This is a genomic window from Prosthecobacter vanneervenii (assembly GCF_014203095.1).
Taxonomy (GTDB): domain Bacteria; phylum Verrucomicrobiota; class Verrucomicrobiia; order Verrucomicrobiales; family Verrucomicrobiaceae; genus Prosthecobacter; species Prosthecobacter vanneervenii.
In genome coordinates this window covers 55247-82224 of the sequence record NZ_JACHIG010000012.1, presented here as the reverse complement: position 1 = coordinate 82224, position 26978 = coordinate 55247, and the positions used below count along the sequence as shown (strand labels likewise).

Annotated in this window: 23 protein-coding genes; 15 read left to right on the top strand and 8 right to left on the bottom strand. The window is 59.4% G+C overall.

All coding sequences use genetic code 11. The annotated features are described in order from the left end of the window. Nucleotides 1–25: 25 nt before the first annotated feature. On the top strand, nt 26–1399 hold the full coding sequence (locus tag HNQ65_RS22165) for an MFS transporter (RefSeq protein ID WP_184343157.1): 1374 nt from the start codon (nt 26–28) through the stop codon (nt 1397–1399). Nucleotides 1400–1405: 6 nt separating this feature from the next. Here HNQ65_RS22165 and HNQ65_RS22160 read toward each other — a convergent pair whose 3' ends face one another. The 4 genes from HNQ65_RS22160 to lpxK are packed head-to-tail and all read right to left on the bottom strand — an operon-like array spanning nt 1406 to nt 4990. After that, nucleotides 1406–2527, bottom strand: a complete 1122-nt coding sequence (locus HNQ65_RS22160) for a cysteine desulfurase family protein (protein WP_184343155.1) — start codon at nt 2525–2527, stop codon at nt 1406–1408. Next, nucleotides 2524–2946: a hypothetical protein gene (locus HNQ65_RS22155; RefSeq protein WP_184343153.1), complete on the bottom strand. Its 423-nt coding sequence runs from the start codon at nt 2944–2946 to the stop codon at nt 2524–2526. The genes HNQ65_RS22160 and HNQ65_RS22155 overlap by 4 nt, the downstream gene beginning before the upstream one ends. Then, nucleotides 2943–3746 carry a formate dehydrogenase accessory sulfurtransferase FdhD gene (gene fdhD, locus HNQ65_RS22150; RefSeq protein WP_184343151.1) on the bottom strand — a complete coding sequence of 268 codons (804 nt, stop codon included), beginning with the start codon at nt 3744–3746 and terminating at the stop codon, nt 2943–2945. Before fdhD ends, HNQ65_RS22155 begins: the two co-directional genes overlap by 4 nt. A 20-nt stretch (nt 3747–3766) precedes the next feature. Next, complete coding sequence (gene lpxK, locus HNQ65_RS22145; RefSeq protein ID WP_184343149.1) at nt 3767–4990, bottom strand: tetraacyldisaccharide 4'-kinase; 1224 nt, start codon at nt 4988–4990, stop codon at nt 3767–3769. An 82-nt stretch (nt 4991–5072) separates the two neighbouring features. Here lpxK and HNQ65_RS22140 point away from each other — a divergent pair, with 82 nt between their 5' ends. Then, nucleotides 5073–6716, top strand: coding sequence for a serine hydrolase (locus HNQ65_RS22140; protein ID WP_184343147.1), 1644 nt, complete (start codon nt 5073–5075; stop codon nt 6714–6716). Here the strand turns inward: HNQ65_RS22140 and HNQ65_RS22135 are convergent. Together HNQ65_RS22135 and HNQ65_RS22130 are read right to left on the bottom strand one after the other, a co-directional pair. Continuing rightward, nucleotides 6685–7662: an ArsR/SmtB family transcription factor gene (locus HNQ65_RS22135; RefSeq protein ID WP_184343145.1), complete on the bottom strand. Its 978-nt coding sequence runs from the start codon at nt 7660–7662 to the stop codon at nt 6685–6687. The genes HNQ65_RS22140 and HNQ65_RS22135 overlap by 32 nt on opposite strands. Nucleotides 7663–7730: 68 nt before the next feature. Further along, entirely contained in the window at nt 7731–8423 is a 693-nt protein-coding gene (locus tag HNQ65_RS22130; protein ID WP_184343143.1) for a hypothetical protein, read from the bottom strand. Between the two features lie 155 nt (nt 8424–8578). On the opposite strand from HNQ65_RS22130, the gene HNQ65_RS22125 reads away from it, so the two are divergent. From HNQ65_RS22125 to rsgA, 9 genes are all read left to right on the top strand, one after another. Continuing rightward, nucleotides 8579–9283: a FadR/GntR family transcriptional regulator gene (locus tag HNQ65_RS22125; protein ID WP_184343141.1), complete on the top strand. Its 705-nt coding sequence runs from the start codon at nt 8579–8581 to the stop codon at nt 9281–9283. A gap of 20 nt (nt 9284–9303) precedes the next feature. Next, nucleotides 9304–12216 carry a DUF1553 domain-containing protein gene (locus HNQ65_RS26595; protein ID WP_221306251.1) on the top strand — a complete coding sequence of 971 codons (2913 nt, stop codon included), beginning with the start codon at nt 9304–9306 and terminating at the stop codon, nt 12214–12216. A 4-nt stretch (nt 12217–12220) separates the two neighbouring features. Continuing rightward, nucleotides 12221–13675 carry a DUF1501 domain-containing protein gene (locus HNQ65_RS22110; protein ID WP_184343139.1) on the top strand — a complete coding sequence of 485 codons (1455 nt, stop codon included), beginning with the start codon at nt 12221–12223 and terminating at the stop codon, nt 13673–13675. Nucleotides 13676–13730: 55 nt separating this feature from the next. After that, nucleotides 13731–15227 (top strand): polysaccharide lyase 6 family protein, encoded by a 1497-nt coding sequence (locus tag HNQ65_RS22105; RefSeq protein ID WP_184343137.1) that lies wholly within the window; start codon nt 13731–13733, stop codon nt 15225–15227. Between the two features lie 64 nt (nt 15228–15291). Further along, nucleotides 15292–16275, top strand: a complete 984-nt coding sequence (locus HNQ65_RS22100) for a C-terminal binding protein (RefSeq protein WP_184343135.1) — start codon at nt 15292–15294, stop codon at nt 16273–16275. An 11-nt stretch (nt 16276–16286) separates the two neighbouring features. Further along, nucleotides 16287–16892, top strand: a complete 606-nt coding sequence (locus HNQ65_RS22095) for a hypothetical protein (protein ID WP_184343133.1) — start codon at nt 16287–16289, stop codon at nt 16890–16892. Nucleotides 16893–16945: 53 nt separating this feature from the next. Continuing rightward, nucleotides 16946–17491: a family 16 glycoside hydrolase gene (locus HNQ65_RS22090; RefSeq protein WP_184343131.1), complete on the top strand. Its 546-nt coding sequence runs from the start codon at nt 16946–16948 to the stop codon at nt 17489–17491. Nucleotides 17492–17569: 78 nt separating this feature from the next. After that, the gene (locus HNQ65_RS22085; protein ID WP_184343129.1) at nt 17570–19087 is read left to right on the top strand and encodes a glucan biosynthesis protein; all 1518 of its coding nucleotides are present in this window, start codon (nt 17570–17572) and stop codon (nt 19085–19087) included. Further along, nucleotides 19075–20199, top strand: a complete 1125-nt coding sequence (gene rsgA / locus HNQ65_RS22080; protein ID WP_184343127.1) for a ribosome small subunit-dependent GTPase A — start codon at nt 19075–19077, stop codon at nt 20197–20199. The genes HNQ65_RS22085 and rsgA overlap by 13 nt, the downstream gene beginning before the upstream one ends. A 3-nt stretch (nt 20200–20202) precedes the next feature. On the opposite strand, the gene HNQ65_RS22075 is transcribed toward rsgA, so the two are convergent. Continuing rightward, nucleotides 20203–20916, bottom strand: coding sequence for a L,D-transpeptidase (locus HNQ65_RS22075; protein WP_184343125.1), 714 nt, complete (start codon nt 20914–20916; stop codon nt 20203–20205). A gap of 110 nt (nt 20917–21026) precedes the next feature. Between HNQ65_RS22075 and HNQ65_RS22070 the strand changes: the two genes are divergently transcribed. Continuing rightward, nucleotides 21027–21770, top strand: a complete 744-nt coding sequence (locus HNQ65_RS22070; protein WP_184343123.1) for a pseudouridine synthase — start codon at nt 21027–21029, stop codon at nt 21768–21770. Between the two features lie 60 nt (nt 21771–21830). Here HNQ65_RS22070 and rtcR read toward each other — a convergent pair whose 3' ends face one another. Next, nucleotides 21831–23435 carry an RNA repair transcriptional activator RtcR gene (gene rtcR, locus HNQ65_RS22065; protein ID WP_184343121.1) on the bottom strand — a complete coding sequence of 535 codons (1605 nt, stop codon included), beginning with the start codon at nt 23433–23435 and terminating at the stop codon, nt 21831–21833. A 195-nt stretch (nt 23436–23630) separates the two neighbouring features. Here rtcR and HNQ65_RS22060 point away from each other — a divergent pair, with 195 nt between their 5' ends. From HNQ65_RS22060 to rtcA, 3 genes are all read left to right on the top strand, one after another. Further along, nucleotides 23631–24323 carry a hypothetical protein gene (locus tag HNQ65_RS22060; protein WP_184343119.1) on the top strand — a complete coding sequence of 231 codons (693 nt, stop codon included), beginning with the start codon at nt 23631–23633 and terminating at the stop codon, nt 24321–24323. 41 nt (nt 24324–24364) lie between these two features. Beyond that, on the top strand, nt 24365–25855 hold the full coding sequence (locus HNQ65_RS22055) for an RtcB family protein (RefSeq protein ID WP_184343117.1): 1491 nt from the start codon (nt 24365–24367) through the stop codon (nt 25853–25855). Between the two features lie 86 nt (nt 25856–25941). Beyond that, on the top strand, nt 25942–26967 hold the full coding sequence (rtcA, locus tag HNQ65_RS22050) for an RNA 3'-terminal phosphate cyclase (protein ID WP_221306250.1): 1026 nt from the start codon (nt 25942–25944) through the stop codon (nt 26965–26967). The last annotated feature ends 11 nt before the right edge of the window (nt 26968–26978 follow it).

Genomic DNA, 26978 nt, shown 5'->3' with positions numbered 1-26978 from the left:
TCAAGCTGGCACCTCATCACCTGTCATGCGCCGTGCATGGCTGATCGTGGGGCTGCTTTTTCCTGTGGCGCTGCTGAACTACCTGGACCGCCAGATGATCGCCTCCATGAAAGTCTCCGTGATGGGGGAGATCAAAGACATTGGCACCGAGGAAAACTGGGGGCATATGCTGGCCTCGTTCAAATGGGTGTATTCCATCTGCAGTCCCATCGGCGGATACATTGCGGACCGCTTCAGCCGTAAGTATACGATCTGCGGCAGCTTGTTTGTGTGGTCTCTCATCACCTGGATGACGGGGCATGTGGGCACCTTCAATGAGTTGTACTGGGCGCGTACGCTCATGGGCATCAGCGAGGCGTTCTACATTCCGGCAGCGCTGGCCTTGATCGCGGACTATCACATCGGCGGCACGCGTTCCCGCGCCATCGGGGTGCATCAGATGGGCATCTACTGTGGTGTGATGGCAGGCGGTTTTGCCGGATTTGTGGCCGATGCCCCGGCCCTCGGCTGGCGTTTCATGTTCGACTTCACCGGACTCGCGGGCGTGCTTTACGCCATCCCGCTGCTTCTTCTGCTGCGCGATGCGCCGTTCCAATCTGAGGCGACTTCGGAAGCGCCCAAGACCAATGGTGCCACCGAATTGGTCAAGTTTGACTGGCTTCTGCTGTTCCTCTTGCTGGTCCTAGGAGGAACAATGCTTTTGATTTGCATCGTTCTGCTTCATGGCTGGGCTGTTCCAGTTGTTTTGTTCATTGCTATAGCAGCCATTTGGGGGCCACGCAGTGTGTTGGGGAATCTCAAAGAGCTGCTGTTGAATCGCAATTTCGTCCTGCTCGTGTACTATTTCACCCTGCCGGCTCTTGCCGCTTGGGTGGTGCGGGATTGGATGCCCGCCATTCTGCAGCAAGCATTCAATATCAGCCAAGGGAAGGCGGGTGTGTCCGCCGCACTCTATTGGCAAGGGGCGGCGCTTCTCTCGGCAGTCATTGGTGGCTGGCTGACGGATCGCTGGATGCGTCGCAGTCACCGTGGCCGTATTTACGTCAGCGCCATTGGCATGATGCTCATCATTCCGGCCATGTTTGGTGTGGGCAATGCACCTGCGCTGAATTCCTTCGCGCTGGCCATCGCCGCACTCGTCCTCTTTGGCGTGGGCTGGGGTTTCTTTGACTGCAACAACATGCCCATCCTCAGCCAGATCGTGCGCCCGCACCTGCGCGCCACCGGCTATGGCCTCATGAATTTCGTCAGCATGATGTGCGGCGGCCTGGCCGATTGGGGCTTTGGCAGAATGTCAGACATGCATGTGCCACTGAATGTCATCTTCAGTGTCTTCGCGATGGTCTGCGTTCTCTCCCTTGTGCTGGTGCTTATGATCAGGCCAAAGCCGGGCATGTGAGCCCGCCTACTGCGGCCTGCCGCCACGGTTTAGCTCCTCATGCACTTCGAAGAAGGCCGCAGCAAGTGCCTGCCAGTCTTCCGCCGTGCTGTCCCAGCCGCTGCTGATGCGCACCACGCGTCTGAGTTCTGCGGCATCTGCGCCCAGTGCCGTGACCACCACTGAGGAGCCCTCCTTGCCAGAGCTGCAGGCCGAGCCGGTGGAGATGCTGAAGCCGCGTCTTGAGAGCCTTGTGAGCCATTTCAGGTTGTCATGCTCCGGCATCACCATCAGCACGGTGTTCCAAAGACGGGGGGCGGATTCGCTGATCACCCGCAGGGAGTCAAAGCGTGCGCGCAGCGATGCGATGAAGGCTTCGCGCAGACTACTCTGCGTCTTTGCGACCTCACTCAAACGAGGAGTGAACGTCTCCAGCGCAGTGACCATGGCCTCCACCGCAGGATAGTTTTCCGTGCCTGCGCGCCGCCCATGCTCCTGCGGGCCGCCACGGATGAAGCCCAGGCGTGAATCCTCCTGCGGCAGCACGAGGAATCCACAGCCTTTGCCGCCGCCAAATTTATGTGCGCTGCCGGTGATGTAATCGCAGATGCCGAGATCAGCGGAGTCGAGCTTGCCGAGCCACTGTGCGGCATCGGTATGAAAGAGCACACCCTGCTCGCGGCAGAGTGCGGCTAGCTCCTGCCAGGGCTGCAGCGCCCCGCTTTCATTGTTGGCGGCCATCACTGAAACGAGCGCGGGGCGGTGGGTGGAGAGGTGGCTCCTCAGGGTATCGGGTTCCACTACGCCGTCGGTATTTACCGGAAGTTCCACCACGTTACGGCCACGCGCAGCTTCATGCACGCTTGGGTGTTCGATGGCGGAGATGATCACGTGTGCGTCGAGCGGCAGGGTGGCAAAGAGTGCGTTGTTGGACTCCGTGGCCCCTGAGGTGAAGACGATGCGCTCGGCCTCCGCGCCGATCAGCGTGCCCAGCCGTTCGCGCGCCGATTCCAGCTGCTGGCTGGCCATGCCGGCATCGCGGTAGAGGCTCGACGGGTTGTGCCAGTGCCTCTCGCTCGCTCGCAGCCATGCCTCACGTGCGGCCGGGTGCATTGGGGTGGTGGCATTGTGGTCAAAGTAGCCGTTCATGCAGCGGGTTTGAAACGAGATGGCAGCGGAATGTGCAGCAGCATGAGAGCCAGCGAGAGGCCGATGTAGGGCAGCCAGGCATCGCCCTGTCCGTTGGAGAGAATGCCGTTCACAAATCCCAGCACACCGATGCCCTCGCTCAGGGCAAAGACCACGATGTGACCCGCGATGAAGCGTCCGCGCTGCTGCGGACCGTCCAGACCGAGCGCGCCAGTGGTGAAGCCACCCAGCAGAAGCCTGCGCATGAGGAAGCTCAGTGCCATGGCGCTGACTGCTATGAGGGCTATGATCTGGCCCATGGCGCTTGGGGCGCTTTGAGACGGCGCAAAGGTCATCGAGCTCAGCATCACGGCATAAAGCACGAGGGAACTGCACAAAGCCCCCCAGATGATGAAGACAACAAGCTGTACCTGTTTCATGGTGACATCTTCACACGCTGCGGATGCGTGTAAACATTCATGGTTTCTCCGCGCAGAAAGCCCACCAGCGTCTGACCCGCTTCGTGGGCGAAATTCACGGCCAGGCTGCTTGGGGCGGAGATGGCCGCCAGCAGTGGGATGCCTGCGGCCAGCGCCTTTTGGATGATCTCAAACGATACACGCCCGCTCACCAGCAGAATGTGGCGGTCCAGCGGCAGCAGGCCACGCTGCAGCGCGTAGCCAAGGATCTTGTCCAGCGCATTGTGGCGGCCCACATCCTCGCGCAGCACAATGAGATTACCCTCCAGATCAAAGAGGCCGCTGGCATGTAGACCGCCGGTTTTTGAAAAAGTTTCCTGAGCCGCACGCAACTTGTCGGGCAGGCTGGCGATGAGTTGTGGTTCCACCTGCCAGTTTCCTTTCACGGAGGGAAACTGCTGAAACACGCTTTCGATGCTGCTCTTGCCACAAAGTCCGCAGCTGGAGGCGCTGAAGACATGGCGCGTGAGCGAGTCCCAGTTCACCACCGCACCGCCCAGCAGCACATCCACGATGTTGCCATGCTTGTTGTTCACGCTGGGGCATTGGGAGACCTCCAGGATGTCGCGCGGATTTTTCACCACGCCCTCGCTCACGAGAAAGCCGCAGGCCAGCTCCTCGTCGTGCCCCGGAGTACGCATCACCACCGCCACAGAGCGGCCCTCCACGCGGATCTCCAGCGGCTCCTCGCGTGCGGTCACATCATCCACCACAGTTGCAGCACCAGAGGTCGTCACCTTGTGCAGGTGCAAGGCGGCCATGGCTGGATTTTCAGCACTCATCAGGATGCCTCCATGAAATCTGCCGGAAGCACCCCTGCCGGCACACGGCGCGGTTCGGCTATCAGGCGCACCATTTTGTCAAAGATGTCGCGGCCGCGGATGATCTCGATTTCGACGCGCATGAAATAGAAAGGGATGTCGGCCACGGGCAGCTTGGGAAAGCGCACAAAATCCTTCTCCGTGGTGACCATGCAGTGCACATCGCGTCGCACGCAGCGCTCGATGAAATTTTTCAGCTCTGGTCCGCGAAAACGGTGATGGTCCGCGAAGCGTGCGATGACCTCCACTTTGGCACCGAGTCTGCGCAGGCCGTTCTCAAAGCTCTCCGGCACGGCAATGCCTGATAGCGCACCGACAAACTTGTCCCGCAGGCCGTCAATGGGGATGCGTTCGCCGGTATGAATATTTTCAAAGTGCATCGCTCGATGTCGGCACTCGATGATTTCAGCTGCTCGATTATAGCGGCGGATCTGCTTCACCACATCCTCGCTGTCGCCATCGGACTTGGTGATGAAAATGTAGCTGGCACGGCGCAGGCTGCGCGGCGGCTCACGCAGCGTGCCGCGCGGCAGCATGTGGCCGTTGACCCCGAAGACGGCAGTTTTGTCGATCAGCACGATGTCATGCCGGTGCTTGAGCTTGAGGTACTGCAGGCCGTCATCCAGCACGAGCACGTCCGCGCCAAAATGCTGGATGGCAAAGGCGCCGGCCTTCACGCGGTTTTTATCCACCACGACCGGAATGCCGGTGCAGTTCTTGGCCAGCATGAAAGGCTCGTCCCCGGCATTGTGGGAGTCCAGCAGCACTTTTTCACCATCAGAGACAATGCGCGGCGGGGGCTCCGCAGGCTTGGGAATGAAGCCCAGCCGCGCGGCCAGTTTTTTTGTGAAGGGCAGCTTTTTCTGCCGCTTGCTCTTGTAGCCACGGCTGAGGATGCACACGCGGCGGCCGCGTTCGTGCAGGGCCTTTGACAGCATCTCCACCACGGGAGTTTTTCCAGTGCCGCCGGTGGTGAGGTTCCCCACGCTGATGACTGGCACGCCCAGATGATGATCATGAATGTAGCGGTGGCGGTACAAATAAAGCCGCGTGCGCACGGCAGCGGAGTAAATGCCCGAAAGCCCCCGGAACACGACGCGCAGCAATGATGCACGGATGCCTCGGCGATTGTTGATCACCACGTCGATGACGAAGTTTTCGATGTCTTCCAGGGTGTCTTTCACTGTAGGGCATAGGAGGCGGGAAAGCGTGCCGCGTCAATGAGACGCCTTGCTGTTTCCGGCGGAGTTTTGTAGCCTCGGGATAATGAAAAATCTTTTCCGGATGCTGTCGGGTTTGCTGATCGCGGCTCATTCCGCCCATGCGGGCGCTCTGGCAGAGGCCGCTGCGCGCAAGGCCAAGCTTTTGCCGTCGGGCTGCATCGTGACTGGCGAGCGCCTCGGCGACCAAGTGAGCTATGCCATGGTGGGCCAGGCTCCTGAAACTGGAGACACGAAGCCTGAAAAAATCGTGTTTGAGATCGGTTCGATCTCCAAGGTCTTCACCGGACTGCTGCTGGCACAGGCGGTGGTGGATAAAAAAGTGACACTGGAGACCACGATCGGCAGTCTGCTGGAGGAAAAAGTGAAATTTGCCGATCCGCGTGTGGCAGCCATCACTCTCAAGCAACTGGCCACCCACACCAGCGGCCTGCCATGCCTGCCGGACAATGCCATCGCCGGTGCAGTGGAGGAAGATCCTTACGCAAACTATGATGAGAAACTCCTGTGGAATTATCTCGCCACCGCAAGATTGGATGGAGAAAGCCCTTTCTCCTTCAGCTATTCAAATCTCGGCGTGGGTCTGCTCGGGCATCTACTGGGAGGGCTTTATCAAAAGTCATGGGATAAGGTGGTGGTGGAAAAAATTTGCCAGCCGCTGGTAATGAAAGACACAGCCCTATATCCTGAATCCAAGCAGCGGCTGGCTACACCGCATGATGGCGGCAAGGAGGCCAAGCCCTGGCATATGGACGCCTTGGCAGGCTGCGGAGCCCTTCGCAGCACGGCGGCTGATTTGATGACATTTGGAGAGGCGTTGCTCCATCCTGATCAAACTCCGCTGAAGGAGGCATTCACGCTGGCTCTGCGGCCGCAGGCTGACGCAGCTTCCATGGGAGGGCAGATTGGCCTGGGCGTGCTGCTGGGGAAGTTTGACGGCGATGCCACCCTGCACCATGACGGTGGCACCGGAGGGTTCTGCTCCGGGCTGCAGGTGATCCCTGCCAAGGGGATCGTACGTGTCGTCTTGATCAACAACAATACCCTCGCTGGCAGCGAGGTGATCGCTGGCACATCCACGGTCAAACCGGTCGATCCTGCGACCCAGAAAGAGATCACCCTTTCTGCGGAGATGATGAAGCAGTTCCCTGGTCTGTATGATCTCGACCGCGACTCGCGCTTCATCGTGAAGCTCCAGGATGGCCGTCTGTTCGTCAAGCTGACCGGACAGGTGTTTCTGCGGCTTTTTGCCAAGGCACCAGACCGTTTTTTTATGAAGGAAGTGGCGGCGGAGGTTGCCTTTAACCGGCGCGAGGGAGTCATTCACTCGCTGACGTTGTTTCAAAACGGCAATGAGATCACCGCAAAGGTCAGCGCCACCCCTCCGCCGGATTACAAGCTGCGTTCTGCCAAGGCGCTGCAACCTTATGCTGGCGAGTATTCGCTGATGGGACTGCGAAAGGTGACCATCTGCGTGCGCGGATACACACTCTTTGCGAAGCTGGAGGGCCAGCCCGAATTGCCGGTCTTTGAAACCATGCCTGACCGCTTTGAATACGATGTGGTGGCGGCGGCGCTGGTTTTCACGCGCGATGACGACAAACAGATCAATGGACTGACACTTTTTCAAAATGGCATGACCATGCCTGCACCGCGCGTTAAGACCCCATCCAGTGCCCCGAAGCAGTGAGTCGGTTTTCCTTTTCAGCGAGTGCCAGCACGGTCTGAAAATGCGGGCTTTTGTTCTCGCGGTGCACCACGCTGGTCTCGATTTTTTTGAACCCAGCCTTGGTCAGCATGTCATGCAGATCGCTTTCGGAAAAGCCCAGCCAGACATCGGCATACAGCTCGCGCGCCTGCTCAAACTGGTGCTTCAGCAGGTCCAGCACCGCAATGCGTCCGCCCGGGCGCAGAATACTGAAGGCGGCCTTCAGGGCCTTTTCTGGATTCTGCGCATGATGCAGCGCCTGGCTGAGAAAGACGAGGTCCACGCTCAGCGGCGGGATGGGCGGTGCTTCGATGTCGCCGAGACGGAATTCGAGGTTGGTGAACCCATGCTTCTGCGCCAGCTCAGCACCGTAGGACACCATCTTTTCGCTGCTGTCCACGGCGATGACTTTTTTGGCCCGCTCGGCCAGCAGTTGGGAGAGTGTGCCCTCGCCTGCGCCGAGATCGGCGATGACCAGCGGCGGCATAAGCTTGAGCAGCGTCTCGCCCAGACCCTTCCATGAACGGCCGGGAATGTAGTGGCGGCCAAATTTTCCTGCCAGCGCGTCAAAGTAGGCCTTGGCTGTCTGCGCTCGTTTGCGCAGCACGATTTGCAGTGCGTCGGCATCCTTGGCCACCTCGCGCAGCTCAGCACCTGCGGCCTCCAGCAGGGCGAGAAAATGCTCGTGGGTGGGCTGGTCCTTGGTGCCTGGCTGATCCAGCTGGTAGAGGCGGTTCTTGCCGCTGCGGCGGTCACTTACCAGCCCGGCGGTCTTCAGTTTGGCCAGCTGGGCTGAGATATTGGACTGGGGTAGGGACAGCACCTCCTGCAGCTCCGCCACACTCAGCTCCTCCTGCTTGAGCAGCAAAAGGAGCCGTACCCGCGTGGGGTCGGCAATGAGGCTGAGGGATTTGAGTACGGAAGCCAAGGTGGAATCATCGTATCAACGTATGATGATACATCAATGCCAGAATTTTAGCCGGTGCGGCCCTGGCTTTAAAGCTTGGATGCTGCCCAAATGCCCGCTTTGTTCTGCTGTGCCAGTCTGCGCAGCACCTGCAGCTCGAGTGCATAGTCATTGATGGAGCGTGCGTCTCCAGGAAGGCTGGAGGTCACGCCGCCCAACCTGGCGTAGCCGTTCTGCACCAGCAGGTCGGCCAGATACACTTTTTTGCCGGGCCTGACCTCCACCAGGATCAGGGCGTAATAGCGGCTGAGTCCGGGCACTTCTTCCCAGCGTGTCATCACGGTGAAAGGGTGGTCTTTGAGCAGCTGAGTCACATACTGCGTGGCGCGCTGACCTTCCTCGATGATCCGCTGGCTGCTCACGCCAAAGTAGCGCGCCTGGTCCTGCACGCGTTGAGGGTGCGTCAGGGAGGCATCCAGCGCATCCACATAGTAGAGCACAAAGATGTGCTCGTCCTCGGTGTCGCTCAGCTTGACGCGCAGCGTGTCGGCCTCATTGGCACGGCTTTCGATGAGGCGGGCTTTCGGGAAGATCCTGAATTCCGGCAGGGGGGCGCGGCCTGGGTCTGCCTGCACCTGCCCTCCCGGCACCAAGCCCCCTGCGGGGGCAGGTGTCTGCAGTGGCAGCGGGTGGTTTTCCTTCATGAGGATGGCCACAAGCACGATGATCAGCACCAGCACACAGGTGATGGCGAGATTGAGCAAAGTGTCGCGGAATGGCATGCGGCGTGGCAGGAGGTGGGACCGGGCATTGTCCCGCGATTGAGGGGAGGCTCAAGTTTCAACTGCGGTTGGCGCGAGAAAGCAGGGCTATGGAAAATCTGGCCTGAAAGAATGAATTGAAATCTTCGTAATTGGTATGACCTCCTACCAATCGCATGATTATTTCCCCGCTCAAATCCGCCCCGTCGCTCGTGGAGCAGGTCTGCTCTCGTCTGGCGCTTCAGCTTCGGGATGAGGCCGAAGCCGGTGATGGCAAGCTGCCGCCGGAGCGCCAGATGGCCGAGAGCCTGGGCGTGAGTCGTACAGTGCTGCGTGAGGCCACCAAGCGTCTGGAACTGCAGGGGCTGCTGGAGATCCGCCATGGCAGTGGTATCCGGGCGGTGAACCGGCTGCACAAACCGCTGAGCAGCTCGGTGGCCATTCTACTGCCTGAGGCGGCCGAGAGACTGCGCCAGTTGATCGAGGCCCGCGCGGCGATCGAGCCGGAGATCGCACGACAAGCGGCGTTGAAGGCCAAAGCCGCCGATGTGAAGCAGCTGCGCATCGTGCATGAGCGCCTGGTGGCGGCTGAGACGCATGATGACGAGGTGGAGGCGGACATCGATTTTCACCGCACGCTGGCGCGCATCGGCGGAAACGAGATCCTGAAGCTCATGCTGGAATCACTGGCCGATCTGGGGCGTGAAAGCCGCCGTGTCACCATTGGCAATGTGGGCAGGCAGCGTGCCATCGATCATCACGCCGCCATCCTCAATGCTGTGGCAGCGCATGATGCCGATGCTGCGGCTGTGGCGATGAAGCACCACATGGAAGAAGCCGCACGAGATCTGACAGGCGCAAAGCCCAAAGCAAAACGATGAAAACGGCACTCTGCATCCTCATGGCAGCTGCATCCGTGCGGGCTGTTGACTTCGATCAGGATATCCGACCGTTGCTCCAGCAGCACTGCGTGGAGTGTCATGGCGAAAAAAAGCAAAAAGGGGAGCTGCGGCTGGACGCCAAGGTATTTGCGTTCAAAGGTGGCCACGACGGACCCGCCATCGTGGCCGGGAATGCAGGCAAAAGCCTGCTCTATCAGCGCATCGCCTCCGCCCAGGAAGATGAGCGCATGCCGCCAAAGGGGGATCCGCTTTCGAAAGCACAAATCGCACTGATCCAGTCATGGATTGCATCGGGCGCTGTCTGGCCTGAAAACGCCGCCGACAAGGCCGCGACCACCGACAAGCGCCTGCAGCATTGGGCGGTGCAGCCTGTGGCTCCGCAGGCTCAAAAGGCCTCCATCGATTCATGGATCAACGCCAAGCTCGCAGAGAAGAATCTCACGATGTCACCGCAGGCTGACCGGCGCACTTTGATCCGCAGGTTGAGCTTTGACCTCCTCGGCCTGCCGCCTGCTCCAGAGCGCGTGGAGCAGTTTGTGAAAGATGCCGATCCCCAGGCCTATGAAAAGCTGGTGGACGAACTGCTGCGCTCCCCGCACTACGGCGAGCGCTGGGCGCGGCATTGGCTGGACATCGCCCACTATGCCGACACGCACGGCTTTGAGCGCGATCAGCTGCGGCCAAACGCATGGCGTTATCGCGACTATGTCATCCAATCTCTCAATGCCGACAAGCCCTACGATCAGTTCATCCGCGAGCAGATCGCAGGAGATGTGATCGCTCCAAATGATCCGCAGGCTGTCATTGCCACCGGTTTCGTTGCAGCCGGACCGTGGGACTTTGTGGGGCAGGTGGAAACCAAGAGCGAAATGCTCAGGCGCGCCGCCCGTGCAGGCGATCTGGATGATATGGTCACGCAGGTCATCACCTCGACGATGGGCATCACCATCAACTGCGCACGCTGCCATGATCACAAGCTCGATCCCATCACGCAGGAGGAGTATTACCGCCTCTGGGCCGTATTTGCCGGAGTGAAACGCGGAGACCGCGATGTGGACGTGGCGGAGGCTAAACGCGTGGCTGAGGAAAAAGTGCGCCTGAGCAAGGAGCTGGCACAGACGCGTGCGCAGATCGCCAAGCTGGCAGGGGAGGGGTTGGATCTTGCAGCAATGGTGGGCGGAGGTGTCAAAGGCCGTGGCATCGACCTGCGCACTGGTAATCTGACCGCGAACAAGCTCGGATATCACCGCGACATCCAGACGAATCGCCTTCAGCGCATCGAGTGGCCTGCCGAGGTGGCAGACACAGACCGCTTTGTCTCGTGGGTCTTTGTTCCCGATGGCCGGAACCCGGTGCCCGTGGCCCCCAAGCTGGAGGTCAAAGGACTGCCTGCCACCGGCGGTCATACGTGGGACATTATTAGAAACGGCCCGCTAAATGCACAGCGCAGCACCAAAATCGCCGGAGTTGATTACGCAGAGAAAGATCATTCCATTCTCGGGCTGCATGCCAACAGCGGCATCACCTTTGACCTCGTGAAAATCCGCCGTAGCAGCGGTCTAGGGGCCATGCGTCTGGCGGCAGCGCTCGGTTTTGGTGCAGATGCCGGTGCTGCGGCCTCGCGTGCGGACTTCACCGTGCATGTCGATGCGGAGCGCAAGTTTCAGAAGCTCAAGATGCGCAAAGATGAGTTCACGCATTTGGACATCGCCATCCCGGCGGCGGCAAAAACGCTCACGCTTATCGCTACGGATGGTGGCGACGGCATCGGCAGCGACCTGCTGTTTTTGGGCGATGCACGCCTGGTACCCGAACTGGAGCACAGCAGGCTCACGGCTTCCGATCAGGACAAACTGAAACAACTGCGCGCTCAGGCCGCCAGACTGGACGCAGGTCTCAAAGCGCAGGCAGATCCGGCCAAAGTGTACGCTGTTGTGAGCGAAGCGCAGCCGCCTGTGGTCAGGGTGCAGCGGCGGGGCAATCCCGAAGACCCACAGCAAGAGGTGCAGCCCGGTGCCTTTGCCTGGGCACCTCACGCCAGCTGCGACTTTGGCACAAACGAAACGCCCGAGGGCCAGCGCCGTCGCCTGCTGGCTGAGTGGATCACCCATCCGGCCAATCCGCTCACCAGTCGTGTGCTCGTGAACCGGCTTTGGCATCATCATTTCGGACAGGGCATTGTCACGACGCCGAGCGACTTCGGCCTCGGAGGAGACAGACCCTCCAACCCAGAACTGCTGGACTGGCTGGCCGCTGAATTTCAGCGCGGCGGCTGGTCCGTGAAGCACATGCACAAGATCATCGTTATGAGCGCCGCGTATCAGCAGCAGTCTGTTGCGCCGAATGAAACGGCAGGACGGATCGATGCTCAAAACCGCCTGCTCTGGCGACAGAATCCGCGCAGGCTCGACGCCGAGTCCCTGCACGACACCGTGCTTAGCGTGGCCGGCACCCTGAACCCAGCGATGGGCGGCCCCGGCTACCGCGATTTTAATTATACCGAGGCTTATGCCCCCATCTACGACTACCTCACGCCTGACAAGCCTGAGTTGCTGAGGCGCAGCATCTACCGTTTTGTGGTGCGCACCACGCCGCATCAGTTCATGTCCACCCTGGACTGCCCTGATCCCGCCAACCTGACACCAGCGCGTGCGCAGACCACCACCGCACTGCAGGCGCTGACGCTGAGCAACAACGAGTTCATGCTCCAGCAGGCCGCCAGCCTCGCCACTCGCATCGAAAACGAAACCGACTCGCGTGCAGCATCCATCCGCCGTGCGTTCCAGCTTTGCTTTCAGCGGGCGCCCAGCGAGGAGGAACAACACGCTGCCACAGGTCTAGTGACGGAGCAGGGGCTCTTCGCGCTGTGCCGCATGCTGATGAATGCGAACGAGTTTGTGTACATCGACTGATTTTATGAAACCCGCCTTTCCCTGCCGTCGTCGCAAGAAAGCTGTCAGCCGTCGTGATTTCCTCTGGGAACTCGGGGGCGGGCTGGGTGGTGTCGCACTCTCTGCAATGCTGAGCGAGGCGCAGGCTACGACGAATCCTCTCTCAGCCAAGCGGCCTCCATTACCAGCCAAGGCCCGTGCGGTGATCCAGATCTTCTGTCCCGGCGGTCTCAGCCACGTGGACTCGTGGGACTACAAGCCGGAGCTGGCAAAGCGTAGCGGCAAGCCCTTCGATCTGGATGGCAAGGTGCAGTTCTTCGCCTCCAAGCCGGGCAACTGTCAGGGCAGCTACTGGCCCTTCCGACAGCACGGCCAGTGCGGACGCTGGATCAGCGATCTGTTTCCCAAACTCGCCACCTATGTGGACGACATGGCCTTCATCCACTCGATGCAGAGCAAGAGTGCGCTGCATGGCCCTGCTATGTTCATGGCCAACACCGGCTTCATCCTGCCCGGCTTTCCCAGCATGGGCGCGTGGGTGACGTATGGACTCGGCAGCGAGAGCGAAAATCTGCCAGCCTTTGTGGTGCTGCCGGATCCTCGTGGTCTGCCGCCTGGGGGTGGGATCAACTGGGGCGCTGGATTCCTGCCAGCCGTTCATCAGGGCACCATCTTGCAGACGGATGCCGGCAAACCGCCCATCGCGGATCTGTTTCCACCGAAAAGCTTTGCGCAACTGCGCGGCGATTCCGAGGAGGCCAGCCGCGACTTTTTGCAGACGCTAAACCACGCCCATGCCGCCGGGCGTGCGGGCAATACAGAGCTGGAGGCACGGATCTCCGCTTATGAGCTGGCCGCGCGCCTGCAGCTCAGCGCGCCTGAAGTCACCGATTTGCATGGGGAATCAAGTCTCACCAAACAACTCTACCAGCTCGATCACGAGGACATCGGTCCCTTCGGGCGGCAGTGCCTTCTGGCACGTCGTCTTGTGGAGCGCGGCGTTCGCTTTGTGCAGATCTACTGCGGTGCCGAAAATACCATGGCCAAAAAAATTCGCCCCAACTGGGACAGTCACGAAGACTTGGTGCGTGACCATGGCTACTGGGGGCAGGTTCTCGATTCCGGAGCAGCGGCGCTGCTGAGAGATCTGAAATCTCACGGCATGCTGGACAGCACGCTCGTCATCTGCACCAGCGAGTTTGGTCGCCAGCCTGCGGCTCAGGGGAAGGGACGTGACCACAATCCCGGTGCCTTCACTGCCTGGATGGCCGGTGGTGGCATTCAGGGCGGCGCCGCCTATGGCAGCACGGACGACCTTGGCTCCAAGGCAGCTGAAAACCCGGCCTACTGCTACGATTTGCACGCCACCGCGCTTCACCTGCTGGGCATCGACCACGAGAAACTCAGTTTTTACAACAACGGCATCAAACGCCGGCTCACGGATGTGCATGGGCATGTCATCAAAGACATCCTCGCATGAGAAGGAGTTTTTTTGGAAGACACTGGCAGGCTTCTCAGTTTGTCGCCTTCCTGAAATGAAGACGAGGCCATACCACCTGTTCCTGACAATCCTGCTGCTGAGCGCCGCTGTCGCCAGTGCGGAGGTGATCGATTCGATGGAAGCATTCAGCAAATCTTTCTCTTCCCTGGTCCCCGGTTCGGTCATCGATGTGGCAGACGGCACCTACACCACGAAAGGTGGGATCAAGATCGTGGGGAAAAAGGGAACTCCGGAAAACCCCATCACGATCCGGGCGCAGCATCGTGGAAAAGCAGTAATCGCAGGAGCGGCCGGCTTCATTCTCAAGGAGTGCGAGCATGCAGTGCTCGAAGGCTTTGTCTTTGAACACGATGCCGACCAGCAGTCCGTGCTGCTTGAAAACTGCCACCACGTGCGTGTGACACGCAATGTCTTCCACCCTGCCGAGCGTGCCAAGCCGCGCCACTGGGAGCATTGGGTGACCGTGGACGGAGCCCACAGCAGGGAAAATCGCATCGACCACAACTCATTCGGGCGGAAAGTCAACCGCGGCAGCCCTGTCTTTGTGCGTGGGGATGACGTAGCGCTGGTTTGCTCCCAGCATGATCGTGTGGACCACAATCACTTCCGTGATGTCGTCTTTGCTAAAGGGGAGAACGGCCATGAGACCATCCGCACCGGAGGCAATGACCTCGGCGCTTCCGGGTGCAGTTCATTCACAGTGATCGAGGACAATCTTCTCGAACATTGCAGCGGAGAGGACGAGCTCATGTCCCTGAAATCCTCTGACAACATCGTCCGCAACAACACGATCCTCAACTGCCGTGGCGCCATCTGCATGCGTCTGGGCAATCGCAGCGTGGCTTCTGGAAACTTCATCATCGCCACCGAAGACGGTCCCGGCTTCGGCGGCATCAAGCTCTTTGGTTTCGAGCATCGTGTCTTTAACAACTACTTCCAGGGTCTCACCGGCCGACGTCATGAAGCTCCTTTTTCACTGGTGCCGGGCATGCACGACACGCCCACCACCGAAAACATCGGCAAGAAATACGATGACAATACCGCGACAGCTCCAACCCGGTGTTGGGTCGCCTTTAACACTTGGGTGGACTGCGCTCCGCTGCAGTTCGGCTTTGAGAAAGAGGACAAGAAATGGACCAAGCTGCCCACGGACTGTGTTTTCATCAACAATGTGGTGGTTCACACCAAGGCCATGCCTGCACCCATCGTGAGCCTGGGTCTGATCAGCGCATTGAAAGCGAGTGACAATTTGGGCTTCGCTCCTGAGTCGCCCTCCCCGGCAGCATGGAAAGAGTGGTTCCATTTTAAAGATCCCTTGATGAAGAAGACAGAAGGAAATCCCGCCCTGTGGAGGCTGACAGCTCAGAGCCCGGCGATTGATGCCGCCATAAAACAAAAAGCGAAGATCGAGGAGGATGTCTTTGGTCATGCACGCAGCGGCACCCTTGATCTTGGAGCCGAGGAGTTCAGCCATGAGGTGGATCTTCGAGGACCTTTGACGCCGGATCAAGTGGGCCCAGACGCACCTTGATCTGCAAGGCACCGCCAAGCATTCACGCTTTACCTTCATTTCACACGCTTCATCACTTTCCATCATGTCCCAACCTCACATTGCCATCATTGACTGGACCACCTCGCCGCAGGGAGACCCCGACTCAACCATCGAGCGCGAGATCATCGGCAGCGCGGCGCGCATCAGCCGCACGCTCTGTGAGACCGACGCCGACCTGACCGATGAGGTGTGCGAGGCGAATGCCATCATCATTTGGCACAACATGCCGCTCACCGCCAAAGGCATCGCCCGGTTGAAGAACTGCCGCGCCATCATCCGAAATGGCGTGGGTTTTGACAGTGTGGACGTGAACGCAGCCCGCGAACGCGGTATCGCCGTCTGCAATGTGCCTGACTACGGCACCGAGGAGGTGGCAGACCACGCCATCGCGCTTGCCATGGCTCTTTGCAGGCAAATCCTGCCGCTGGATGCCGAGGCCAAGCAGCTCGGCTGGAACATCCGCGTCACACCAAAGCTGCGTCGGCTCAGCGCGCTCACCTTTGGCATCGTGGGTCTGGGCCGTATCGGCACTGCCACCGCGTTGCGCGCCAAGGCGCTTGGCTTTCGCGTGGTCTTTCACGATCCCTATCTGCCCAATGGGGCCGACAAGGCCGTCGGCATCACTCGCTGCCGCAGCCTCGATGAACTGCTCGCACAGGCTGACGTGCTCTCGCTGCACTGCCCGCTCAATGAAGAAACGCGTTACCTGATTTCCGAGCGCGAGCTGGCCCTGCTGAAACCCACTTCCTTTGTCGTAAACACCGCACGCGGTGCCATCATTAAAAAGACCGCCATTCTGGCAGCGCTTTATGATGGACGCCTCGCCGGGGCTGGGCTCGATGTGATCGAAGACGAGCCCCTGCGCTCCGAGGAGGAGGCTGCGGCTCCCAATCTCATCGCCACCTGCCATGCCGCCTTTTGCAGCGTGGAGAGCAAGATCGAGATGCGCAGCACCTCCGCCCGCATCGCATTGGCGGCTGTGCGCAATGAGCCGCTAGAAAACATTGTGAACGGCGTTCGCTCTTAACCCATCATACCATGAACCTCCGCCATCTTTTCGCCGTTTCTCTTGGTCTGCTCGTTTCATCCGCCGCTCTGTCGGAAGACGCCAAACCGCTGCTGCATGACCATACGCTGCCAGTTCTGGCCACGCCTGATTTCAAAGGTCCGCTGGAAGCCAGATTCAGCATCGCCAAGGGAAAATGGACGCCTCAGGACGGGGTGCTCAGCGTGCTGGATCTGCCGGAGCAGAAACACATCCCCGTACTGCATCATAAAGTGGGGCTGGCCAGCGCCACCATCGAAGTGGAGTTCCTGATCGAAGGTCCGGGCAGCTTTCTGGTCGGTTGTGATTCAGACAAGCATGTGGGCCGTGTGGTCGTCAATGCCACGAGTTTGAGCATCGCGGAAGATTCCGTAAAGCCCTCGCATACCATCGCCAAGCTGCCGATGACCGTGAAGCCCAACGAATGGCACAAGCTGCGCGTCGAGTGGCAGGGCGACCAGATGGCCGCCAATCTCGACGGCCAGGAGCTCAAGGCGCAGCATGCCTTTCTGGCTACGCCGAAGCGCCAGAGCTGGCTCGCTGCCGGGAAATCTGTGAAGGTGCGCAATCTCAAGATCAGCGGAGAGACCAAGCCATGAGGCAGCTCGTGTGGTTAATGCTTTTGCTGGGTATTCAGCTCCATGGGGGCGAAGTGAAGACTTTGCTCGAAGAGAGCTTTGCCGACGGCCTGTCCAAAGACTGGTACTGGGGCCTGGGCACATGGACGGCCAAGGATGGCATTCTGCGCGGGTTTGAGTCAGGACTGCGCCGTCACGGGCCTGTGAAGGTGCGCAAATTCCCGCTCAAGGATGGCGTCGTCGAATGCGAGTTCCGTCTGGAGGGCAAAGCCCAGTTTGCCGGCATCATCTTCAATGGTTCCCAAGACCGCGGGCACATCGTGCACCTGGTCATGAGCATCCGTGAGCTGCGCATCCTGGCGCACCCGAAGAAAGGCGAGAGCGCCGAGCTGCTGAAACAGCCAAATGCTCTGGCTGCTGGCGTGTGGCATCAGGTGAAAGTCGTCTTCAAAGGCGAAACCATCACCGCAACGATCGATGGCAAGACGATTTCGGCCAGCCATCCTTGTATTGCAGAGGAAAAACTGACCTTTGGCTTGGGGGGCGAATCTGGCGGCCCTGAGGGCGAGAAAGCCGGGGCGCTGGAGTTCCGCGGGCTCAAGATCAGCCTGGTGCCCTGACGGGGATCTCTGCAGGTATCTTGTGGCACACTGGTTGACTGGCATCCTGCGTGCTGCATCCTAGCACACCCCTCCCGCATGAAATTCATCCTCCCGTTTGCCGCCCTGATCTTAGCTGCATCTCCCAGCCCGGCCCAGGTCACCCTGGAATCGGTCAAAGGCTTTGCCGATCTCGAAAAGGTTGCCGCACAGCTGGCGTTGCAGCCTTATCAAGCGCCCTCCCAGCAGCTGGATCCGTTTTTTGAGGGGCTGAAATATGATGGCCACCGGCAGATCCGCTTCCTGCGTGACAAGGCGCTCTTCGCGGATCAGGGCGATGTCTTCCGCGTGGAGTTTTTCCACCCCGGCTGGATGTTCAAGAAGCCCGTCGTCTTTTACAATATCCAGGATACCAAGACCTCAGGCGTGCCCTTTGACGGCAGCCACTTTGACTACGGCGAGCTCAAAGTACCTGCCGGCGCCAAAAATCCAGTGGGCTATGCCGGCTTCCGTGTGCTGGCGCCTGACTCTCTTGTGAAGCATCCTTTTGAGTTCATGGTTTTCATGGGGGCCAGTTACTACCGCGCGGTGACGACCCAGCTCGGCTATGGCATTTCCGCGCGTGGTGTGGCGGTCAACACCATCGGCGGTGAGCCCGAGGAGTTTCCCGATTTTACCCACTTCTGGTTTCAGCAGTCCAAGCCGGGGGACAAGTCCTTCAAGCTCCTGGCCCTGCTCAATGGGCCCAGTGTCACGGGGGCTTATGAATTTGAGTCCACCCCGGGCGTCAGCACCGAGATGAAGATCAAGGCCACTCTGCACCTGCGCAAGGCGGTGAAGATGCTGGGCATCGCTCCCTTCTCCAGCATGTTCTGGTTTGGTGAAAACTCCCACCCCAAGCCCTACGATTTCCGTCCCGAGGTGCACGACTCAGACGGCATGCAGATCGAGATCGAAGGCGGTCCGAGCATCTGGCGTCCGCTGGATGTCAGCCGAGACATGCGCCTGAGCATTTTTGAAACCGGCAATCTGAAGGGCTTTGGCCTGGCCGAACGTGACCGTGACTTCAATAACTTCCAGGATCTGGAGGCCAACTACCACCGCCGCCCTGCGGTGTGGGTGCAGCCCATCAGCGGCTTTGGCAAAGGTGCAGTGACGCTGGTGGAGCTCTCCAGCGGCGAGGAGACCTGGGACAACATCGTGGCCATGTGGAAGCCCGATAACCTGCCAGCCACCCCGCAGGAGCCTCTCAAGGTGGAGTACAAGCTCAGCTGGCTGGACCAGCACGAGCCTGGCACGCTTTGCAAAGTCATCAGCTCCCGCCGTGGCTTTGTGATGGACTCAGACGACCACCTCTATGTGATCGACTTTGCCAAAGGCGGTGAAAACGGAGCCGGCAAGCCCAAAGACTGGACGCCGGACATTGACGTGGTGCTCAGTGGTGGCGAAGGCAAGGTGCTGGACAAGCGCGTGATGCGGAACAACGAGACCGGCGGCTGGCGCGCCTTCTTTAAGCTCGATATCCCTGAGGCCACCAATCTGCTGGAAATCATGATGGAGCTGAAGGACGAGAAGAAGGTCATCTCCGAACGCTGGATGTATCAATGGCGTCGCTAAGTCTCATCGATCTGGGCTGGAATGACTTCTTTGCGAAGCATTTTGAGCCCTACCATGCCCAAGGCTGGAAGCCTGCGCGCCTGATCCGGGACAACAAGATCAGCTACGGCGCGTTGCTGGAAGACGGTGCCAAGGGTTTTGATGAGTTCGAGGTCATCCTCAGCGGCAAAGTTTATCACGATGCCGAAACCGATGCAGACCTGCCCGCCGTGGGCGACTGGGTGGCTCTGGAAGTGGGAGGCGAAGATGGTGACAACATCATCCGCGCCCGCCTGCCACGGCAGACCTGCTTTTCCCGCAAGGCCTCCGGCTTCAGTGCCGAGGAGCAAGTCATAGCCGCCAATGTGAATGCAGTCATCGTCGTGACCGATGCGGGTCCTGATTTCAGCCTGCGCCGCATGGAGCGCTACTTCACACTCATCGCCCGCAGCGGTGCCAAGGCGGTCGTGCTGGTCAACAAAGCCGACCTCTATCCCGACAGCCAGAACCAGGAGGCCGCAGACTCCATCCGTGCATTGAATGCCGAGGCCGACGTGCATGTGACCAGTGTCAAAAAACGCAAAGGGCTCAAGGTGCTGAAAGATTACTTCAAGCGCGGGCAGAGCGTGGCCATCATCGGCTCCAGCGGCGTGGGCAAATCCGCGCTGGTCAATCTGCTGCTGGGAGAGGACTGGCAGTGGGTGGACGAGGTGAACGAGATCACCGGCAAAGGCCGCCACACCACCACCGCCCGAGAGCTGCTGGTGCTCGATAAAGGTGGCATCATCATCGACAACCCCGGCATCAAGGAAGTCCAGATGTGGACGAATGAGACCACGCTGCGCGAGCGCTTTGCCGACATCGACGAACTCGCCCGGCAGTGCAAATACGGCGACTGCAAACACGGCTCCGATGCCGGATGTGCCATCCGTGGTGCTGTGGAGGCGGGTACTCTGGACGCCGAGCGCTACGAAGGCTACCTGAAGCTGGAAGAGGAAATCGCCAAGCTGCGCAAGCAACGCAAGAAACGCCAGATGACCGTCGAGCGCCGCAACAAGCGCGACCACAAGATCAAGGCGCGCAATCGCGTCGATCGTGAGGACATCGAGCGAGATCTGAAGCCTCGCGCCTGAGTATTAATCCTTCGTCACGCTCACCGGCGTGCCGCTGAGCACCCACTCGTAGAAAAACTTGGCCGGATTGCCATTTGTCAGCGGCACCCGGATGCAGCCGTGGGAGGCGGGGTAATCGGGAACGCTGGTGAAGCCATGGATGAAAATGTTGCCGTTGATCTGCACACTCCATGGCATCGGCGCATTTTGAAAGAGGCTGGAATAGTGCATGGCCGTCCGGAAGGGGCCTGCGTGGAATTCACCTGCGGGCGTGCGTCCGTTGCGGCCGGAGCTGATGTGCGTTTGCATCACCAGGCGGTCGCCCTGCCACCCCTGGAGCACCTGCCGCTTGAGGCTGACCACCACCCGCTGTGCTCCGGCCTTCAGCACGAAACCACGAAACAACCCTCCTACTTTGACGCTGCCATCTTCATCCGGCGGTGTCACTTGCGCTCCGGCTTGGGCCAGGAGCTCTGTGCTTACCAGCTCGGTGCCATCTGGCAGGATGCGCAGTGTCCCGGCCTTCACTTCCATTTCGTTCAGCAGAGAGATTCTTCCTTTATCATCCCGGGCCACCGGCCATTTTAGCTCATCAAGCGCTTCATTGGCAGGCAGAAAAAGCTTTCCCGGTTCAGCAGCAAAAGTGATGGCGTCGATCGTCGCTGCAGATGCGTGAGACGTCAGCAGCAGGCAGGCAAGCAGGAGAAAGATCAGCTTGATTGCGCGTCGTGAAGTCATGAGGTTCGTTATTTCCAAACGAGGTTGATGCTGTAGTTATTGCCTGCGCAGGCCTCTTCACCAGCAGATTCCCCCGGCAAAGCTGTCACGCATGCGCTAACTCTGCCGCCATGTCACAACCGCCACCCACCACCCGCACCGGACTCGCCCGCGCCATGTCAAAGCTGGGCTTCTGCTCGCGCAGTCGAGCCACGGAGCTGATCCGCATGGGCAAGGTGCAGGTGAATCACGTGGTGAGAAAAAATCCTGAATTCCCCGTCGTGCTCAAAAAAGACATCATCATCATGGATGATGTCAGCATCAATCAGGCAAAGCAGGTCTATGTCATGCTCAACAAGCCGCGCGGCCTCGTCACCAGTGCTTCGGATGAGCTCGGGCGTGAGACGGTTTACTCCTGCTTTGAGGGCTCACGCCTGCCGCATCTCTCCCCCGTAGGCCGCCTGGACAAGGCCAGCGAGGGCCTGCTGCTCTTCACCAATGACAATACTTGGGCGGATGCCATCACCAATCCAGACACCCATGTGGACAAAACCTATCACGTGCAGATCGGCGGCACTGTGGATGAAAAGCGTCTCGCCCAGATCCGGCAGGGCGTCGAGGATGAAGAATTAGGCGGCCACCTCTCCGCCAAGGCGGTCAAAATTCTCCGTGCCGGCGAAAAAAACATGTGGCTCGAAGTCATCCTGGATGAAGGGCGCAACCGCCACATCCGCCGCCTGCTGGAAGCCTTCAACATCGAAGTCCTCCGCTTGATGCGTGTGAAAATCGGCACGCTGGAGCTGGGCAGTCTGCCGAAAGGAAAGTGGCGCGAGCTGAGCAAGAACGAGATCGCGAAACTGTGCGTGCAGATGTAGGGCGAACTTCCAAGTTTGTTCTCTTCTTATGAGTCGGTGCTCTCTGCCTGCTTAACCCAATCACTCTGCCAGGTCATCCCAGCGCAGTTTAAAGCGGGCCAGATACTTCTTGAGCCTGTCGGCATCATTCATCTTCGCCCGCTTGGTGCGCGAGACGGCGAAGAGCTTTCGTCCCGCATCCGAGAGCGTTTTGCTCTCTCGGCAGACCTGCAGCACGTAGTCGAGTTGCGCCAGGTCAAAAGGATCAATCGCCGCTCTCTGCTCCTCAGTCAGCACAGGATTTTCTTTCCGCGGCATGTCCGCGTTCACTTCCCGCCAGCCTTCACGCAGGCGTGCCATTTCTGTCTCCACACACTCCACGGTGATCCTGCCTCGGGGTGCCAGCGTGGCCATGCGTGTCACTGCTGCATTCAGGTCGCGGAAATTGGCGCTCCATTTCGCCTCCGGGCTGCGGGCAAATTTCAGGAAGGCCTCCCGAGCCTCTTTGTTCATGCGCACCTGACGCCGATGCGTTTTGGCAAAGCGCTCCAGCTCAAAGTCGAGATTGGCTGCGATGTCCTCACGCCTTTCTGCAAGGCTGGGCAGCGTGAAGGTCCACAGATTGATGCGCGCCAGCAGATCATCACGAAATTTGCCGGCGGTCACCTGCGCACGCAGATCGCGGTTCGTGCCTGCGATGAGCTGGAAATCACTCTGCACCGCCTTGTCGCTTCCCAGAGGGAGAAAGGTTTTGTCTTCGAGCGCACGCAGCAGCATCGCCTGCTCGTCCAGTCCCAGCTCGCCGATTTCATCCAGAAAGATCAGCCCCTTATCCGCCTCCTTGAGCAACCCTGGTCTGTCCGACTGGGCACCGGTGAAGGCTCCGCGCCTGTGGCCAAACAATGCGGACATCGCCTGGTCTCCGCGCAGCGTGGCGCAGTTCACCTCCACAAAGCGGCCGCTCAATCCCGCGCGCTCGCGGCGCAGATCGTAGATGCGGCCTGCCAGCATGGATTTGCCCGCGCCCGTTGGCCCCATGATCAGAATGGGAGCTTTGGAGTTCACCGCCACCAGCTCGATCTGCCCGATGAGCTTGTTGAAGCTTTTGCTCTTCGTGGCGATCCCGCTCTTCAGAAAGTCCAGCGTTCGCTCCTGCTCCTGTGCAAAGCGCGTGGAGAGCCGGTCATACTTCGAGAGATCGAGATCGATGATCTCATACCGCCCTGCAGCGCTCGCATCGCGGCCGCCCTCACGCGAGGGTGAGGTTTGCAGCAGTCGCGCGGGGATGAAGTTCGCCTCGTTCAGCAGAAACCAGCAGATCTGCGCCACGTGTGTGCCCGTCGTGAGATGGATCAGATAGTCCGCCTTGTCCGTGTCGAAGCTGAAGCCACGCGCAAAGTCATAGAGCCGCTCATACACTTCCTGAAAATCCCAAGGATCCTTCAACGGAAACTCATGTATCACCACCTCTGTCTCTGGCGACACCTTCTCGATGTCCGCCTTCACCTGCCGCGCCAGTTCCACAAACTTCGGCTCCACCAGCAGTTCCAGCCGTGAAATCAGCAAATCCTCCTGCTGACACATCGCCACCGTAGGCCGCCATTTTGACCATCTTTCCGGTCCATTGGCACGGTCCAGGTTCGAACCGAGGAATCCGAAGACGATGGTTGATCTGGAGGATGGCATTAAAGATAAAAATGTATCCAATAAGATAATAAAATGTAACAAGACGCAAGGACTGAAGTGGTCTTGAAAAAGGGCTGAAAAGTTTTCTTTCCCTTGTTTTTCAAGGCCTCCAGCCTCACTCGCTCCCCCAGCCTCAGGCACTTGGCACGTGGCTAGCAATAGAGGTTGGCATACGCACTCAACCAACGCCAAGCCATGCTTTCCAAAACGGACATTGAATTCGCGCTCTCCATCCAAAACCGCTGCTTCAAGCTTTTGCAGTGGCTCGGCAATGCCATTCGTGAGGGGGTTGTTCCCGTCATGAAGGCTCATGATGTGACGGACGCAGGCCATGCTGCCAGAATTTGGGTGGAAGCACATTTCTACAATCTCCCGGATGAATGCCGTCCACTGCCAGATGAGATGACGCCATTTGCGAACTTTTTCGGAACTTACTTGGAGACCTCTTTTGACATCGAAGCCCGCCCCAAAGACCGTTATGTCAGCGATGGCGACTGCTTTTGCTCCTATTGCGTGCGTCTGGTTCGTGCACAACATTTGAAGCCTAAATCTCTCACTCGTGCAGACAAGGAGCGTGCTGGCAGGCTGAGGGTGCGCCGAATGGAGATGCTCGCACGCGAGGAAGGTCTCCCATCCTTCGAACTGCAAATCAGGAAGAGCCTCTGCGATGAGGCTTTGCGGGTTCAAGCCTCCCTCTCGGCGTACGGCGCGGCATTGTTGAATCGCCTACAGGGTATTTCAGACGGCCCTGCCGTTCTTGCACTATGGCGTGATTTTGCCTGGACTCGTTCCGGTTCTCCCATTCGCCGGTTCAAACTTCAGTCACGTCACATTTTAGAAGCCGAGCAGAAGCTGCTCGGAGTCATTCAAAGTCACATCAGTTTATAATCCAACTTATTCATCACCTCTTTCTTTTTCAAAACACCATTATGCCAGACTCCCCATTCCACATCACCAACGAAGCCGAAGCCTTTCTGCCTGCGCGCAACAACGCTGGCAAGCCGATCACCGTGATCGGTACCGATGCTATTCGTTCCGGTTTCGACCAGACCTGCATCGATCAGGCTCTCAACTCGCGCTCCGCTCCAGGAGTGACCGATCTCGTCCTCAATCCTGACGCACATGCCGGCTACGGTGCCCCGGTGGGTTGCGTGATGGTTTCGCCAACGCATATCTATCCAGGCCCGGTGGGCGTGGATATCAAGTGCTCCATGTCCCTGCTGCAGATGGACATTCCTGCCGAGGAGATCGTGGATAAAACGATCCGCCGCCGACTCATCGAGGCTATCGTGGCCCGCACACCCACGGGCGCGGGCCGTGGTCAGCGCGAGGCTAAGAAATCGCGCCGCGTCTCTGCGGACCTCGGTGTACAGGTGTGCACCGAAGGTGCGAGCAAAAGCGTATGCGAAGCACTCGGCATCCCGCCGGAGTGGGCGCTGCGCTGCGAGGACAGCGCGCACGTCGGCCACGATGGAAATATCTCCACCCTGCACGATCGGCTGCACAAAATGCGTGCCTTCAACGGCTTCCCTGGCTTTGAGAACAAGATGACTCAGCTCGGCTCCTACGGAGGTGGAAACCACTTTGGTGAGTGCGAGATCGTGCACCTTGCCGATGATCCTGTGATGCGCCGTACCGCCGAGGTCTTCGGCCTGCAGGACAATCGTGTCGCCTTCCTCAGCCACTGCGGTTCCCGTGGTTTCGGCAACATCTTGGCACAGCGTCAGTTCAAGGCGCTGGAAGGCTTCTTCCGCACCTGGGGAATGTCGTTCCCGGCCGATGACAAGCAGCTCGTTTATGCGCCGCTCGGTACGCCTGAGGCGGACGCCTATCTCGATGACATGGCGCTCGGGGCCAACTTCGCCACCGTGAACCACATGCTCATCAATGCGCTCGTTCTTGAAGCCTTCCAGGAAGTGCTGCCAGGGACGAAAGGCCAGCTTGTGTACTTCATCAGCCACAACATCGCACGTCAGGAGGTCGTGGACAACCAGCTCTCCTGGGTGCACCGCAAGGGGGCCACCCGAGCCTTCCCCGGCGGCCACCGCGCTCTCAAAGACACGCCATTTGCCGAGACCGGCCACCCGATCCTGCTGCCGGGAAATCCCCGAGATGGCTCCGTGGTGATGGTGGCGAAGCCCGATGCCGTGAAAAGCTGCTACAGCGTTAACCACGGCGCCGGTCGCTGCATGGGCCGCAAGGCCGCTGCACGCACCCTCGACCAGAAGGCCGTGGACGCCGACTTCGACACCCACGACATCCTCTTCAACTCCCGCCAATACCCGATCGACGAAGCCCCCAACGCCTACAAGGATTTCAAAGAAGTCCTCCGCAGCGTGGAGGCAGCCGGTCTGGCCCAGCAGGTGTGCAAACTGAAGGCCCGCTTCGTCATCAAGGACGCGGCGGAGGCGGATGATTGATCACTGTCGCCTGCTACATGCAGCAGGCGCACCATCTTTTTCATAATGACCCACGAGGTCAGAAACATGACATTTTATTTCTATTCGTGAAATCCACCCCCATCCTCCAAATCTCCGGCGACTCCGGCGGAGGACAACTCCTGCGCTCGGCACTCTCTCTGGCGATGATCACCGGCCTTCCGTTTCGGATGACCAACATTCGTGGCAAGCGGCCCAAGCCGGGCCTCATGCGCCAGCACCTCACCTGCGTTAAGGCCGCCGCAGAAGTCTGTGATGCTTGCGTCGATGGCGCAGAGCTCGGCTCGGTGGAGCTTGTGTTCCGCCCCGGCAAAGTCTCGGGTGGGTATTACTCCTTTGCCATCGGCTCCGGCGGCAGCACCACGCTAGTTTTGCAGACCCTGCTTCCAGCACTGCTGCATGCGGAAAAGGCCAGCACGCTTCGCATCGAAGGCGGTACGCACAATCCCATGGCTCCGCCCTTTGACTTCATCGAGCACTGCTACCTGCCGGTGATCCAGAGCATGGGTGTGAAGGCCTCCGCCACGCTGGAGCGCAATGGCTTCATGCAGGCAGGCGGCGGCGTGCTCACCGCAGAAATCCATCCCATCAAAAAATGGAAGAAGCTCAAGCTCACCGAACGCGGTGCGCTGCATGAATCATTTGGCCGCGTGCTGCATGCCCACCTGCATCGGGACATCGCTGAGCGCGAAATCGCCACCGCCACCCAACTGCTGGAGTGGCCGGTGGGGCAGATCGATCTGCGCTATGCCAATGACAGCACCGGCCCTGGCAATGCCATCCTGCTTGGCGCACGCTTTGAAAACGTTTGCGAGATCAGCACAGGCATCGCCCAGCAGGGCCGGTCGGCAGAAGCTGTCGCCACAGGAGCAGCGAAGGGCCTGCGTTCTTACCTGGCTTCACCCGCACCTGTGGGCGTACATCTGGCGGATCAGCTGCTGCTGCCCATGGCGCTGGCTGGCGGCGGCGTGTTTCACACGCTGTCGATTACTGACCACACGCGGACGAACATGGCGCTGATCGAGCAGTTCCTGCCCGTGAAGTTCACGGTCGAAGAGCTTAAGGCCGGTGTGAAGAAAATCCGCTGCGATTGAGTCTGACTCGT